Source organism: Enterococcus mundtii, assembly GCF_002813755.1.
In the GTDB taxonomy this organism is placed as follows: Bacteria; Bacillota; Bacilli; order Lactobacillales; family Enterococcaceae; genus Enterococcus_B; species Enterococcus_B mundtii.
This window is the reverse complement of the sequence record NZ_CP018061.1, coordinates 769,857-784,684: the sequence shown is the minus strand read 5'-3', so window position 1 is coordinate 784,684 and position 14,828 is coordinate 769,857. Positions and strand designations below refer to the sequence as shown.

At 36.2% G+C, this 14,828-nt stretch carries 16 protein-coding genes and 1 riboswitch; of the genes, 3 read left to right on the top strand and 13 right to left on the bottom strand.

Annotated elements, in window-relative coordinates; all coding sequences use genetic code 11:
• Positions 1-245 precede the first annotated feature (245 nt).
• Positions 246-1,460: an LCP family glycopolymer transferase gene (locus tag EM4838_RS03800; RefSeq protein ID WP_071865976.1), complete on the bottom strand. Its 1,215-nt coding sequence runs from the start codon at positions 1,458-1,460 to the stop codon at positions 246-248.
• Positions 1,461-1,865: 405 nt separating this feature from the next.
• Here EM4838_RS03800 and EM4838_RS03795 point away from each other — a divergent pair, with 405 nt between their 5' ends.
• Positions 1,866-2,201, top strand: a complete 336-nt coding sequence (locus EM4838_RS03795; RefSeq protein WP_233433765.1) for a hypothetical protein — start codon at positions 1,866-1,868, stop codon at positions 2,199-2,201.
• A gap of 98 nt (positions 2,202-2,299) precedes the next feature.
• Here EM4838_RS03795 and EM4838_RS03790 read toward each other — a convergent pair whose 3' ends face one another.
• The 3 genes from EM4838_RS03790 to EM4838_RS03780 all read right to left on the bottom strand — a co-directional run bounded on the left by EM4838_RS03790 (position 2,300) and on the right by EM4838_RS03780 (position 3,785).
• Positions 2,300-2,500 carry a cold-shock protein gene (locus EM4838_RS03790; RefSeq protein WP_010735910.1) on the bottom strand — a complete coding sequence of 67 codons (201 nt, stop codon included), beginning with the start codon at positions 2,498-2,500 and terminating at the stop codon, positions 2,300-2,302.
• Positions 2,501-2,628: 128 nt separating this feature from the next.
• Entirely contained in the window at positions 2,629-3,231 is a 603-nt protein-coding gene (locus EM4838_RS03785; RefSeq protein ID WP_071865975.1) for a superoxide dismutase, read from the bottom strand.
• 80 nt (positions 3,232-3,311) lie between these two features.
• On the bottom strand, positions 3,312-3,785 hold the full coding sequence (locus EM4838_RS03780; protein WP_071865974.1) for a GtrA family protein: 474 nt from the start codon (positions 3,783-3,785) through the stop codon (positions 3,312-3,314).
• A 188-nt stretch (positions 3,786-3,973) separates the two neighbouring features.
• On the opposite strand from EM4838_RS03780, the gene EM4838_RS03775 reads away from it, so the two are divergent.
• Positions 3,974-4,780 carry a DUF1189 domain-containing protein gene (locus EM4838_RS03775; RefSeq protein WP_071865973.1) on the top strand — a complete coding sequence of 269 codons (807 nt, stop codon included), beginning with the start codon at positions 3,974-3,976 and terminating at the stop codon, positions 4,778-4,780.
• Positions 4,781-4,845: 65 nt separating this feature from the next.
• Here the strand turns inward: EM4838_RS03775 and EM4838_RS03770 are convergent, their stop codons facing one another.
• From EM4838_RS03770 to mltG, 9 genes are all read right to left on the bottom strand, one after another.
• On the bottom strand, positions 4,846-5,793 hold the full coding sequence (locus EM4838_RS03770) for a phosphoglycerate dehydrogenase (RefSeq protein WP_071865972.1): 948 nt from the start codon (positions 5,791-5,793) through the stop codon (positions 4,846-4,848).
• A 217-nt stretch (positions 5,794-6,010) separates the two neighbouring features.
• Positions 6,011-6,313, bottom strand: coding sequence for a HesB/YadR/YfhF family protein (locus tag EM4838_RS03765; protein WP_010735915.1), 303 nt, complete (start codon positions 6,311-6,313; stop codon positions 6,011-6,013).
• A 15-nt stretch (positions 6,314-6,328) separates the two neighbouring features.
• Positions 6,329-6,994 (bottom strand): potassium channel family protein, encoded by a 666-nt coding sequence (locus EM4838_RS03760; RefSeq protein ID WP_010735916.1) that lies wholly within the window; start codon positions 6,992-6,994, stop codon positions 6,329-6,331.
• Positions 6,995-7,182: 188 nt separating this feature from the next.
• Complete coding sequence (gene mgtE / locus EM4838_RS03755) at positions 7,183-8,574, bottom strand: magnesium transporter (RefSeq protein WP_071865971.1); 1,392 nt, start codon at positions 8,572-8,574, stop codon at positions 7,183-7,185.
• Between the two features lie 143 nt (positions 8,575-8,717).
• Positions 8,718-8,893: riboswitch (M-box (ykoK) riboswitch) on the bottom strand.
• Positions 8,894-9,014: 121 nt separating this feature from the next.
• Positions 9,015-9,647, bottom strand: coding sequence for a response regulator transcription factor (locus tag EM4838_RS03750; RefSeq protein ID WP_071865970.1), 633 nt, complete (start codon positions 9,645-9,647; stop codon positions 9,015-9,017).
• The gene (liaS, locus tag EM4838_RS03745; protein ID WP_019723158.1) at positions 9,644-10,717 is read right to left on the bottom strand and encodes a two-component system sensor histidine kinase LiaS; all 1,074 of its coding nucleotides are present in this window, start codon (positions 10,715-10,717) and stop codon (positions 9,644-9,646) included. The genes EM4838_RS03750 and liaS overlap by 4 nt, the downstream gene beginning before the upstream one ends.
• Positions 10,714-11,445 carry a cell wall-active antibiotics response protein LiaF gene (gene liaF / locus EM4838_RS03740; protein ID WP_019723159.1) on the bottom strand — a complete coding sequence of 244 codons (732 nt, stop codon included), beginning with the start codon at positions 11,443-11,445 and terminating at the stop codon, positions 10,714-10,716. The genes liaS and liaF overlap by 4 nt, the downstream gene beginning before the upstream one ends.
• 180 nt (positions 11,446-11,625) lie before the next feature.
• The gene (greA, locus tag EM4838_RS03735; RefSeq protein ID WP_010735922.1) at positions 11,626-12,105 is read right to left on the bottom strand and encodes a transcription elongation factor GreA; all 480 of its coding nucleotides are present in this window, start codon (positions 12,103-12,105) and stop codon (positions 11,626-11,628) included.
• 139 nt (positions 12,106-12,244) lie between these two features.
• On the bottom strand, positions 12,245-13,420 hold the full coding sequence (gene mltG, locus EM4838_RS03730) for an endolytic transglycosylase MltG (protein WP_071865969.1): 1,176 nt from the start codon (positions 13,418-13,420) through the stop codon (positions 12,245-12,247).
• Between the two features lie 216 nt (positions 13,421-13,636).
• Between mltG and EM4838_RS03725 the strand changes: the two genes are divergently transcribed.
• On the top strand, positions 13,637-14,791 hold the full coding sequence (locus EM4838_RS03725) for a serine hydrolase domain-containing protein (protein ID WP_071865968.1): 1,155 nt from the start codon (positions 13,637-13,639) through the stop codon (positions 14,789-14,791).
• The last annotated feature ends 37 nt before the right edge of the window (positions 14,792-14,828 follow it).

The following is a 14,828-nucleotide window of genomic DNA, read 5'->3' as shown; positions in this document are numbered from 1 at the left end:
CGATTTTGATTGAAATAGCGTAAAACATCTAATAAACAAATGTTTTTAAGACATTTCTGCAATCAAAAAAAATCCACCAATGATTCCAAAATGTTTTTTTGTTATAAGAAAAACATTTAAAACAAACGAAAAATAACTAAATAAAAAATAAAATAAAACAAAAAATATCGAAAATAAAGGATATATCCTTCATTTTCGATATCTACTTGTTTTATTTATTGGATAAATCATATGAACAAAACTCGTTAATAGCCATTGCCTGTCCAAGTTTCTGTGCTTTGATCATTTTGCTGACCGCCGTATGGGTCATAATATTGTTGCTGGTTATACTGATTCGGGTCGTAGTATTGAGAGGTGTCTTCTGAGTAGACCGACTGCTGACCATACCCATCAGTGCCATATTGATTGTACGTATCTTGTGAATACTCAGATGTCTCACTGGTCGTGGTATTAGCAGTGGAATCTCCATCACCATTTTCTGAGTCATCATAAAACATCATATAGGCATTATCATTTTTTAAGTTAGGCAACGTATCACTTGGTTTGATCTCTAATTGTTTTTTCAATTGGTTTTGGATCGATAATAAGTCATTTTGACCTAGTATTTGGTAGTACACATCATTGATCGTCGTGTCTTTTCCTTTTAGTTGGTCTTGCTTGATCGTTTGGAAAGCAGAGGTATAATTTGTTGCAATATCTAGCATGTCATCCCAATCCAAATCAGTAGTCACATTGTTGCCTGCCGCATCTAAAAGTTTTCGATAGTTACTTACGCCATCAAGACTGACTACTTTATTGACGATTTTCGTCACAACTTCTCGTTGACGTGCTTGTCGACCAATGTCACCTTCAGGATCTTCATGACGCATTCTTGCATACGCCAACCCTTTTTCACCATCAACTGTTTGTTTTCCTTCTGGAACATGGACGCCATCTAAAGTAAAGTCGATTTTATTGTCGATCTCGATCCCACCTACTGCATCGATCAAGTCTTTCATACCATCCAAATTGATCGTGACATAGTGGTCAATAGGGATATCAAGTAATTGTTCGATTGAATCCATCGCCATCTCTACACCACCAAATGCATAGGCATGGTTCAACTTATCGACCGTCCCATATCCGACGATATTCGTATAGATATCTCGGTCCAAACTAATGATCGTTGATTTCTTTTGTTGTGGATTGACGGTCACGACCATCATCGTATCGGATCTCCCTTGTTCTGTTCGTCCAAGGCCTCCTGTATCTAATCCTAATAATAATACTGAAAAGGGTTCTTGATCATCAATGCTTACTCGATCGTCACGTTTTGCTGATACACGATCAGATTGTTTTGAAATCCGATTGACTGTTTGGCTCGCTTCACCCATAAACTTGATTCCATAAGCTGAAACTCCGCCGATGAGAAGTACGATTATTCCCAATAAAGTCAATATCACTTTTTGCCACCGCTTCATACTACACCTCTATCATACATATTCTTGATTATTCTCTCATACACCCAATCATTCAGCAATCCAACTACTTAATCCTAATAAAACTTTAAAAAATAGTGTTTATCTTCGTGATTTATATGTATTTTTTGTAAAATTCTTAATTATCATACCATAGGGCGCATAAACAGAAAAGAAAGAAAGCGATTCTTTTTATACGTTTTATTGGATTTTTATGATTTTTTGTTCAATATATTAAAAAAACTGTTTTTTTCTGCTTTGGCTATGCCTTCCTAACTAAGCTTTTCTAGCAAAAAAAACGGAGAAATCCGAAAATGAAACAACTTTTTCCGTTTTCTCCGTCTTTTTTTATTGGTTGTACATGATTGTTCAAGTAAATGTTGTTACAACATTCTAGTAGCTCTCCATATGCGAGAGATCGAAGCATTTTTAGTCATTGCCCCACCCACATTTTTTGATAAAGAGATCAAAGTGAAATTAGAAAGTGATTATCCACTAAGTATCGAATTATTATATGTAAAAGTTTTACAAGACCAATTACGTTTGTATTTGAATGTCCTTTTCACAAATGAATTATTGCTAAATCCTGACTTGATTATTCGTACAACTGAAGCCCCCACCAAAATAATCAGTTATGAAGATGAAATTCCTTATATTACCATCCGCAATGACCTTTCCGCTTCAGAAAATAAGTACTTAGTCCAAAAAATCAAAGAAATGATGTATGGTGATAAGCAAAAATAACTAATTTTTCTTGTAAAACCATTTTTTCCAGAAAGAGAAAATAAAAAAACAAAAAGAAGATACGGCAAGCCGTATCTTCTTTTTTCGTCAACATGATCTTATAATTTAGATACTTCAGCAGCTTGAGGACCGCGCGCACCTTCAACGATAGAAAATTCTACTTCTTGGCCTTCTTCTAAGCTTTTGAAGCCATCGCCTTGGATTGCTGAGAAATGTACGAATACATCGTCTCCACCGTCTACTGTAATAAACCCAAATCCTTTTTCATTGTTGAACCATTTTACTGTACCGTGTTCCATAAATATATAGCCTCCAAAAAAGTTCTTGCAAGTAACCCTTGCACAAACATTATACCGAATTTAGAAAACGCTCGCAAGCATTGCCCCGTTAATTTTCTAAATTGCCTGGCAAATGGAAGAAAGCTATTTTATCCTGCGAAATGCTTGTTAACTTCATCCCAATTCACAACATTCCAGAAAGCTTCAATGTAGTCAGGACGTACATTTTTGTATTTCAAGTAGTAAGCATGTTCCCATACATCTAAACCTAGAACAGGTTTCTTGCCTTCCATCAATGGTGAATCTTGGTTGGCAGTAGAAGTGATGGCAAGTTTGCCATCTTCAAGTACTAACCAAGCCCAGCCAGAACCGAAACGTCCTGCTGCTGCTTTTTTGAATTCTTCTTTGAATGTTGCAAAATCGCCGAATGTTTCATTAATTGCGTCTTTGATTGCTCCTGTTGGTTCGCCACCAGCATTTGGTGCCATGATTTTCCAGAAGAATGAATGGTTCGCATGTCCACCACCATTATTACGTACAGCAGTTTGAATGTCAGATGGAATAGCATCCATGTCTGAAACCAATTCTTCTATTGTTTTTCCACCTAGTTCAGGATATTTTTCGATCGCTGCATTTAAGTTTGTCACATAAGTATTGTGATGTTTGTCATGATGCAAATGCATCGTTTCTTCGTCAATATATGGTTCTAATGCATCAAATGCATAGGGTAGATCTGGTAATGTGTAAGTCATAAAAAATTCCTCCTCATAGTTGTTGGGTCTCTTTACACTAAAAGAGTAACAAAGTGAGGGGAATTCTTCAATTGTTATGCCTAGTCTTCCAATTTTTTACTGTTTTCTACTGGCTCTTCGATAATTTCTGTCTTATTGAAAATAAATAATTTGCTAAAGACATAATTTGCCAATACGACTAAAACCTGTGTAATGATTTTAGCCACATAATCATTCATTTCCAATCCTTTGATCATCAAGAACATGGCGCCCATGTCTAGTCCATAAGAAACGATTCGGTAAAAAACAAATTTTCCAAACTCGATAAACAAATGCGTATAACTAGGAGATTTTGATCGAAAGACCCATACCTTATTGGTGACAAATGCAAACAGAACAGAACAAATCCAAGAAATCGTATTCGAAACGGGCATCGATAACTGGAAGATTTGTTGCGCGATTGCATAACTGACAAAATTGACAATCGTTGCTAATCCACCAAAAAATAGATAGATGAAAACTTCCCAATACCCTTTACTTTCTAAATAGCTTTTAAATTGAACATAAATCTTCATTTTTCTACCTACCTTATTTATCATTCTTTCCTATCATACTCTATCTGCTAACAATTTTCATCTCTAGAAAACAATGAACAATAAGAATATAACCTTATCTATCGTGAGAGAATGTTTTAGAACTCTTGTAATTCATAGCATACTCCGCTAGAATTGCTAGTGATGACAATTCTACAGAAGGAGTAATTATGACAACAAAACAATTAATCATTAGCTCATTTGCTCGATTCACCGAGCTTAAAAATGCTAAAAACGTATCATTTGGAAAATCATTAGTCTATCTTTTATGTTTAAGTATACTAATGGCATTACCTATTTCTTACCAAATTTTTCAAGTGCTAGACACGATCAAATCCGATGGTCAAAAAATCGCATCTGAAATTCCAGATTTTAAGATTCGTGACGGACAAATCGATTCGCCAACAAATGATGGTTTTATTTATCAAACGGATTCGATCATCTTTACCTTTGATCCCGAAGGAAAACGTACCCCTGAAGATATCTCTTCAGATTTGATAGGGAATTTCCTAAGTGTCGGTCTGCTAAAGGATAAATTGGTTCTAGCTTTACCGAATACTGGCACGACTTCGGCATTGTTGAACAACAATCAATTTGAAATTGAGTATACGAATAATACCTTAAAAAATCTAACAGGTGAAAACTTACGTAGTACATTAAGTGAAGCAACGATCCCTTTTTGGATCAAAGCTTTAGTATTTTTGATTTCCATTTATCCTAGCTTTTTAAATTTGATCATCACTTTACTTATGGCCAATTTTGCAGCTTATGTTTACGCAAGATTACGTTTGGCTAAAGTAACTTTTCTCGATTGTCTAAAAACAATGATCTATGCGATTTCATTACCTACTGTTATTGCAACGATTCTGATGATTTTTGTACCAACTTTTGACACAACAGCGTTTATTGCATTTGCGGGTATATTCATTTTTGCTCAAGCAGTCAAAGGCTGGCCAAAAATCCAATTGCCAAAATAAAAGAATCTCTGGGAGAGGTAGTCACTACATACCTCTTCTAGAGATTCTTTTTCATTTAATAACCTTTAATAACCTTCATTCAAATCGATTTCATTTACTTCTAATTCTGTTTTTTCTACGTAGGATTTTAAGTTTTTTAGAAAAATATCCATAAACTTTGTTTGGAAATGTGGTGTCTGACCTGCAATGTGTGACGTGATCAATACATCTTCTCTTTCCCATAATGGACTATCTTTTGCTAATGGTTCTTCTTCAAACACATCTAAAGCCGCAAAAGCAAGTTGTCCATCGTCTAACGCAGCTATTAAATCAGATGTTTTTACAGAAGGCCCACGTCCTACATTGATGAATAGCGCTTCTTTATCAAAAGCTTCAAATACTTTTGCGTCAAACAATCCTTTTGTCTGATCTGTCAAAGGTAAGATATTCACCACAATCGTTGCTTTCGGCAAGATTTCTTTTAATTTATCTAATGGATAAGTCTCTTTGAAGCCCTCTACTGGATGTCCAGATGTGTTGATACCGATACATTCCAAACCAAATACAGCTGCATGTTGTGCCAATTTTTTTCCAATATGTCCAGTTCCAATAATTAGTAATTTTTGATCTGCCAATGCTTGATAATGGATCTCTGATCCTAGCCAATCTTTATGGAACTGCGCTCGTTGGGCTTGAAACAATCCACGTGAATAGCCTAAAATAATGCCCATCACATGCTCACTGATCGATTCTACATGGATACCACTTGCATTGGAAAGTAAGATATCTTTTTCGGCGAATTCGTTTAATGGAAGATTATCTACCCCGGCAGAAATCGATTGGACCCACTTTAAGCGATCAGAAGCGAATATACCTTCTTGATAATCACCGTTCCAACCGATACTGATCGCTATTTCAGAAAGTTCGTCGGATGCTACTTCCGTTTGAAATGAATATTCTGGTGCTATTTCTTTGATCTTTTCGATAAATTCTTCACGAAACGAACGTACTGAATAAATTATTTTTTTTGTCATCACACCCATCCTCTCTACTTATTAGTCTAGCTTAAACCCTCAAAAGAATGAAGTATGATGCACTTCATACCTTGAACGACTTTTTTCTATAATGAACCTAGTAAAAATGAATCAGCGTTTGACTGTCTAAAAAAAAGCCTAACAATCCGAAAGTAAGTAAATCTTACTTTTCGTTCGTCAGGCTTATTTTCCTAAAGATAAAAGACTATCTCTCACCTTATACATCTGCTGTTTCTTGGAAATGATACGTTGGTTCCTCTAATTGTGGATCATAATCAACAACCAGATCATAGCCTTTGAAGAACCAATCATCGGCTTCATCAATAAAGAATAATAGACCATCGATCGTTTCTTGTTTCATCGGACGTTCTGGTAACTCCACAGACATACCGATTGAAAATCCCTCATGTACTTCTGTTTTGCCATATACTTTCCCAAAAAAACGGATACCATAATTTTCAGGTAAATCTACCTCTGCTTGAAACCATTCTTTTGCTTTGTCCGTTATTGTTAATTGCATGTGATGAGCCCCTTTTTATTGATTCATTTTATCATCAAGTATATCTACATCTTCTGTTTCTCCGATAACAAGTAAATTATCATTTTCACGTACATACTCGTCAGCGGCTGGTGACACCACGACAGAACGATCGAAACGCCGGATGGCTACTACAGTCAAATCAAATCGCTGTCTGAAATTTAGTTCTGCTAACGTTTTATTAAAGAACTTAGGGTTGGATACCCGAATCTCAGCAAGCGAAAATTTGTCTGACAGCTCTAAATAATCCAAAATATTTTTAGAAACAAGATTATGTGCGATCCGTATCCCCATATCCCTCTCAGGATGGACCACGCGATCTGCACCGATCTTTTCAAGAACACGAGCATGATACTCATTTTGTGCTTTCGCTAAGATATTCGGAACGCCCATTTCTTTGACCATCAGAGTCACTAAAATACTTGCTTGGATGTCTTCTCCAATTGCTACGATCACATGATCAAAATTTCTGATTCCTAAAGACCGTAGAGTCATTTCATCTTGTGCATTCGCAACCACTGCATGTGTTGCGATATTCATATATTCATTCACGCGATCTTCACTGCTATCAATGGCTAAAACTTCTTGACCAGCTTCGACTAACGTACGACAGATACTGCCACCAAAACGTCCAAGTCCTACGATTGCAAAATTCTGTTTCACTTTTCTCCTCCTTTTTCCATTCCATTTCAAGTATAGCAAAGCCACTCTAAAAACAAAAGCAACCCTGCTTTTCTTTACGGAAAACCCTAATTTTTATGGAGGATCAAAAGAAGGGCTACTCTGGTAGATCATAGAATATTCCTTGATGTTTCTACTAAAAAGGTATGCCTATAATATACTAATTATTCCTACAATAGGTAGCCTAAGAATACGTTAACTGAAATAAAGTAAATAAATAACCCAGCAATATCTTTGATCGAGGTAATGATCGGTGCAGATCCAGCAGCTTGATCAATATTCAATTTCAATAAGATAAAAGGAATCAAAAAACCCAAGGCTGCAGCTAAGGTCATTGCAAAGACCAAGGAGATTCCCACAGCTACACCCAACAATGGTATCCCTTGCCACACAGAAGCGACTATTCCAGATACGATACCTACAACAATCCCTAAACTTAGACCAATACCTGTTTCTTTCAAAAAGTGCTTGATAAACGTGTTGAGATCAATGTGCCCTAAAGATAATCCGCGAACAAAAACCGTCGATGATTGCGTCCCTACATTCCCACCCATATCCATGATCAAAGGAATAAAAATAGCAACAGCGGCCACTGATTCTAACGTTTGTTCAAACTCATCGATCACTAGACCAGCTAACATCCCTGCAACTAATGTGATCGCTAAGAAAGGCAAGCGGACTTTCCAGATTTGCCAAAGACTGCCGTTAATCAGTACTGTACTACGATCAGCTTCTACAGAGGCGACGTCTGCTAAACCAGCAGCATTGAACATATCCTCGGTCGTTTCTTGCTCTAAGACATCGATGGCGTCATCCACTGTCACAATACCTACTAGTCGTGTTTCTTTATCCACGACAGGAATAGCGATCAAATCTAACTCTTGTAACAATCGTGCAGTTTCTTCCTGATCTGTATCTGTGGTTACATAAGCGACGTGCTTGATCATGATTTCTTCAATCCGTTGATCACTTTCTGCAATGACTAGATCCTTTAATGATAGTACTCCTTCAATTTTTTTCGCCATATCTGTCACATACAAAATATAGATTGTTTCCATTTCTTTCGCTAATTTTCTGATTTTATGCAGTGCTTCTTCAACAGTCATTTCTTTTTTAATTGAAATAAATTCAGTCGTCATGATCCGCCCAGCCGTCTCATGTTCATAGCCCATCAATCGATTCGTTGTTGCTCGCTCTTCTTCAGAAAGCTCTGCCAATAGTTTTTTAGTTACACTTGCTGGTAGTTCGTAAAACAACCTTACCCGATCATCTGGAGCCATCTCATTCACAAATTCAATCACTCCATCATCCGTAAACGAACGAAGCAAATCTTGTTGGATAGACGGTTCAAATGTTTCAAAGATTTCGAGGGCTTTGTCTTTTGATAATAATCGAAAGACCAGCACTTGTTTATCTAAAGGTAGCGTAACAAATAGTTGGATCAATTCCACTTTCTCGATCGTTGCTAAATAGTTCTTCAATTCTTCAAGCTTTTTTTGCTCAAGATAATTAAGAATCTTCAATTGTGTTTCTAGGTTATTTGTATCATTTAATGTTCTCATCTCGTATTCTCCTTTGTTACATCGTTTTTTCGATATAAACTTGTTGGATGGATTCGTTAGAAAAACAGGAAGTACATAAAAAAGACGGCCTCCAAAAGAAGCCGTCTCATAAGATCCCATCAAAATGGTACCAGTGTTTACCTGAACGAACTTCTCGTCTGAGCTTTAGCACTAAAAGACGTAATTCTGGAAATATGATCCAGATAGCTACGTTAAGCACGCCTTAAGCCGACGTTGCCTGTTATACCCTGTGGCGTCTCTCGACGTTTGAGGGCAGTAGCCTATGTTCTTTTAGGAGCCTCACCTAACAAGTTTTTATAATTAAACCCTACAGGTAAAATTGGTTTTTGTCAATAAGAGGATTAATATTTGATAAAAATAATCTGTAATATAGTTAATCGTATCCCAATATAGTTGTACATTCATTATTTTGCTTCTTTTTACTTTACCAACCCATGTTTGAACGCGTATATGGCAGCTTGGGTACGATCTTCTACTTCTAATTTCGCTAAAATATTGGAAACATGTGTTTTGACTGTTTTCAAAGTAATAAACAACTCGTCAGCGATTTCTTGATTGCTCTTTCCTTCAGAGATCAACATAAGAATCTCATTTTCACGATTCGTCAAATCATCGTGCAAGATTGGCTCATTACGTCGACTCATTTTTTCCATCATTTTAGAGGTTACTTCAGGTTCAAGCACGCGTTCACCTCTTTGAGTCGCACGAATCGCATCGGCGATTTCATGGGCTGTCGATGTTTTAAGTAAGTAGCCTGTTGCGCCAGCTTCAATAGCTGGATATACTTTCTCGTCATCAATAAAACTCGTAACAATAATGATTTTTGCTTCTGGCCAATCTTTGAGGATTGCTTTTGTAGATTCGATCCCGTCCATTTCTTCCATGACTAAATCCATTAGAATCACGTCCGGACGAAGTTCCATGGCTTTTTCGTAGCCTTGTCGCCCATCTTCTGCTTCTCCGATCACTTCGATATCTTCTTGGATCGACAAATAGGAAGAAACCCCTAAACGTACCATTTCATGATCATCGACTAGTAATACTTTTATCATTTTTCCGCCTCCTTTATTAAAGGAACTTTGATTTCCACACTTGTCCCTTGTCCTTTGAAACTAATGATTTTTACTGTTCCACCAATACCTGCTACACGTTCTCTGATATTGTTTAGTCCGTAGCTACCGGTTTTTGTTTCATTCATATTGAAGCCAGTACCGTCATCGATCACTCGTAATAAAAGATTATTATCGATTTTATGCAGATACACTTCTAATTCATTTGCTTTTGCATGACGCAACGTATTTGAAAGTAGTTCTTGAACGATCCGAAAGAGATGATCTTCAATCGAATCAGACAAAGTGATATCTTCAATATCCCATTTCAATGCAATTTGTATCTTGTTTTTTAATTCTTTTAATAATTGCTCAATCCCTTGTTTCAAACTTTTCTCTTCAAGGTTGACTGGTCGCAAATGTAGTAGCAACGCACGCATTTCAGATTGTGAAGCATTGATGATATCTGCTACCATTCTTAGTTGTTTACGAAACATTTCAGGCGTATCACTTTTTTCGGCTTGTTCTGTCAAAGCAGACATCATCATCATCGCTGCAAATAATTGCTGGGAAACTGAATCATGTAGCTCACGCGCTAAACGATGTCTTTCTAATTCTAAGATTTCCTCTTTTGTTTGTCCATCAACATATTGAGGTCGACTCGTCAATATTTGAAGTTCACTTGATACTTCGATCATTTTTTCTTTGATTTTAGTGATTTCTTTTTCAATTTCTTTGACATATATATCGTCAGATGCACTTGGTAAGGAATCATTTAAAACTTTTGCTTCATAGTTACCGGAAGAAATTGCCCGTAACTGTTCTTCGATTTTCCCATAACGTGCTTTTTGTAAAAGAGAGACAATCAAAAAAACAATCAAACCGACACCTGAAGAAATCGCTAATAAGTGAAAGATCAATGGTACGTATAAAATTCTGGCACTTAATAAAGTACGCCAAAAATGAGTTTGATTACTTGCGTAAAAATAAGTAAAAAATGAAAATAAAATGACGATAAATGAGGCGATCGAAGCATAAATAGCTAGCATCGGTCGAGAAAGTTTCTCAATCATGCTCGAATCACCTCAATATCCCCAAGTAATGTGTTCGTAATGATTTTTAAACGACGTGGATTTTCATCGTAATCGTTACTATAGATTTTAATCGACTCGTTCTTCAATGCAAATTGTTCTTCTTCAAATTGTACATTTCCTACTAACGTTGCATGTTCGAGACTGATTGCAATCCCTAATGGAACTAAAATGCGTGTCCGACCGATTCCTTTTCTGACGATAACGATATTATCGTCTTTAGGTAACAAGGTGTTCCCTAAATCGATGATCGTATCTCCTGAAAGTAGAGCGATATTGATATCATCCCATTCATACACATCATTACCAATTCGCTGATTACCGAATAATTGTTGTTTTTTTCGTTCATTATTGTGGGACTTCACTTGCTCTGTTTGAACCATAATGATTTGTTTTTTTCGCCAAAAAGCATTTTTTGTTAGATCGATCCCAGAAATCTCTACACCTTTAAGACCAATGAACAAGACAGCAAAGACTGCCATTACCCACAGCGCAGGACTATTGATCAAACTGAAAAAAATAACTAGTCCACCTAGTACAAATTGAAAATTTTGAAACCCCGATCTCGGTGATTTTCGCAATGCAAGATAGATATTAAAAATACCAAATAAAACTAATAGTAATAATTCAACATTATTTACGATTTGCCAAACTGCAAAGATCAATAGTAAGGCTTCTACTACTATAAAAAAGCGCCAAGAGCTATTCATCGCTATTCTCCTTTCCTTTTCATTCTCTTTTTTATCATACCTATTTTTGTTTTGAGATGCTATAGGACTTTAGATGTAACTATCGCTTTCTACAGTAAAAGGCCTGGGACTTTGTGTCATGGTCCCAGACCTTTTTGTATAGACAAACCAATAATTGATTATCTGTGTCTACATTTCAACTTATGCTTGCGCGACCTTGACGATTTTTACTTGCATATCGCCACCAGGTGTTGAAATCGTTACTTCATCATTTTTATATTTGCCGATCAAAGCTTGTGCGATCGGGGAATCATTTGAGATCTTTCCTGAGAAAGGATCTGCCTCAGCACTTCCCACGATCGTATACTCTTCTTCTTCACCATCTGGTAACTCAATGAACGTCACTGTTTTACCAATAGATACTTCATCCGAATCAACGCCATCATTGTCAATGATCTGTGCAAAACGGATCATATTCTCGATTGTCGTGATACGTCCTTCTACGAAAGCTTGTTCATCTTTAGCTGCTTCATATTCTGAGTTCTCAGATAAATCACCAAAGCCACGGGCGATCTTGATTCGTTCAATGATTTCTCCCCGTTTAACTGTTTTTAATTCTTCTAATTCTTGCTCTAATTTCGCTTTTCCTTCAAGCGTCATAGGATATACTTTTTCTACCATGTATAACTCTTCTCCTTTTTCTATGGAATACCGCAAAAGGTAATCTTTTACGGACTACAGTCCAAAAAAGATTACCATGCTTTTTCTAAAATGTAAATGTTTTTCTAAAAATAAATAAAGTTACAGATAACGCTCAATTTTAATTATTTACGTATTTTTGTACTAATTCCATATGCTCTTCATATGTTTTTGCAAAATAAACCTCACCTGTAGAGATATCTGCGACGAAATAATAATAATCATTCTCTGCAGGTTCAATCACAGCTTGAATAGCTGCTTCACTTGGGCTGTTGAATGGTCCTGGCCCATATCCCTTATTTGTATACAGATTATATGGTGAATCGACTGCCGTATCTTCATAAGAGACAAATTCTTTGTGTTCGCCTAACGCATATAAAATAGAAATATCTGATTGTAATGGCATCCCTATGTCAATCCGATTAAAGAAAACTCTAGCAATATTTTTACGGTCTGATTCAGATACGCCTTCTTTTTCGATCAATGAAGCAAGTGTCATGATTTCTTGAACCGTATGATTTTGCTGCTTGATCGTAGAGAAGTATGGTTGTAACACGGTATTCGTTTTATTGACCATCTGAATGATCAAATCTTTGAGTGACATATCTTTATAGTAATCATAAGTCGCTGGGAATAAGTAACCTTCTAAGCGATACTTGGTGTTTTCTGCCTTAGCTGCACTTTCTAATAAATCAGGATATTTTTGAGTTAACTCAGTGAAAAAGGCTTCATTTTTTAGTAGATCTAAAAATTCTTGCTTGTCTTTTCCAGTGATTTTAGCTACTCGTTCTGCAATCTGCTCTGCATCATATCCCTCTGGTATCGTGATCTTCCCATCTGCCACTTCTGTAGGTTCTGAGGTTCCACCTTCTTGGAGCTGTTTACCGATTTCATCTAACGTCATGTTAGGGGCTAATTGGTAGAAGCCAGCCTGAAAGCCAGTCATATTTTTAAATTTTGTATAATAATTAAATACGATACCGCTCTTGATGATATGGTCTTGTTCTAAAATCTCTCCGATTTGCTTATTTGAAGAGCCACTAGGGATTTCGATCGAAACCAATTGTTCATTCTCTGGGTCTAAAGGTTTTAAGCCACTATCGATATAGCGATAGACCGTAAAACCAAATACACATCCAATAATTAGCAACGTAAGCGCAATCACTAAAATAATTTTTCCTACGATTTTATCTTCTTTTTTACGTAGGTCTTTTCGCTTACTGACTACATCTGTCGAATCAGTTGCATTCTTTTGTCGTCGTCTCTTCTCATCTGGATGTTGTTTGTTTTCTGACAAAACAACTCCTCCTTACTATCAACTTCATAACTTTATTCATTATACATGAAATTCAGGCAGAGGTGAATTATTTTTAACAATTCTTATGTCAAAATTGTAAGTAGTAAATCGATTCTCTTCGGCTTAAAATAGAAAATAAAATGATTCTTATTTACTAAATAACAATAATCTGCTTCATTTAATCACTAAGCTCTTAGACAGGAAGGATTGATATACATGAACAAAAGGAAACATTTAAGAAGAAAACAAGCTTCCCATTTTTCTTTCTCTCAAAAAATCTGCTTATTCATTTTAGTCGTCACTATTGGAATCATCACTTGGTCTACCTATGAAATGGCACAGTCAAGAGTATCCGCCTCGATTCAAGTGGCAAACGATTCCCTAGATTTGACCAAAGACGAACAGGTCCTTGCCGATCAAATCGACCAATTGTTACAAAAAAATGATTATGTTGGATCTGTCTATATTCGTAAAAACAATCGAGTGATCCTTGAAAAGGGCTACGGATACGCTAACGAAGAAGCACAGCAACCAAATACTCCATCTCTGTATTATCAAATTGGTTCGATCCAAAAAGCAATGACTGCGCTACTGATTCTAAAACAAGTGGATATAGGGAAACTTTCTTTAGATACAAAACTGGCTAAATTTTATCCCCAAATCAACGGTAGCAATAAAATCACGATCAAAGATTTATTATATATGCGATCAGGATTGAAAAAAACAGCTTCTCCGACCGTACCGATGAATGACCAAGAGGTGATCCAGTTTGCCATAGACCATCTCGAATATACCAATGATCAAAGTTACAAATATGAACCATTGAATTTCACATTACTAACAGGTATTTTAATGAAATTGACCCATCAGCCATACGAAAAGTTGGTGTATGATCAAATCATCACTCCCTTACAATTGAAACAGACGACCTTCTATGACCAAGTCAAAAACACTTCAGAACACGCAGTCTCTTATCAAATGAGTCCAGACGATGATTATCATCAAGCTTTGACTGAATCTGAAACAGATATACGTAATGAATTAGGAACTGGGAATATCAGTATGTCCGTCTATGATTTGAATGAATTTTTTACAAAAGTATTAAAAGGGCAATTGATTCCAAAAGATTTACTTTTTTCTCTATGGGGAAAGAATTTGAGTGGGCGTCCATATAATGGTGGGGTCTATAGTGGAAGGGATACAATATTTGCTCAAGGAAACATCAATCGTTTCCATGCGGTATTAGCAATGAAAAAAGATACCTCTGATGCAGTTGTGCTAGAAAGTAATATCCAAGCCGATAAAAAATATAAAACAACTGCCACCGATCTTAGAGATCAGATATATAAATTGATGGGAAATGATGAATAAGCAATGTGTTGACCTGTCATCTATGATAATTGAATAA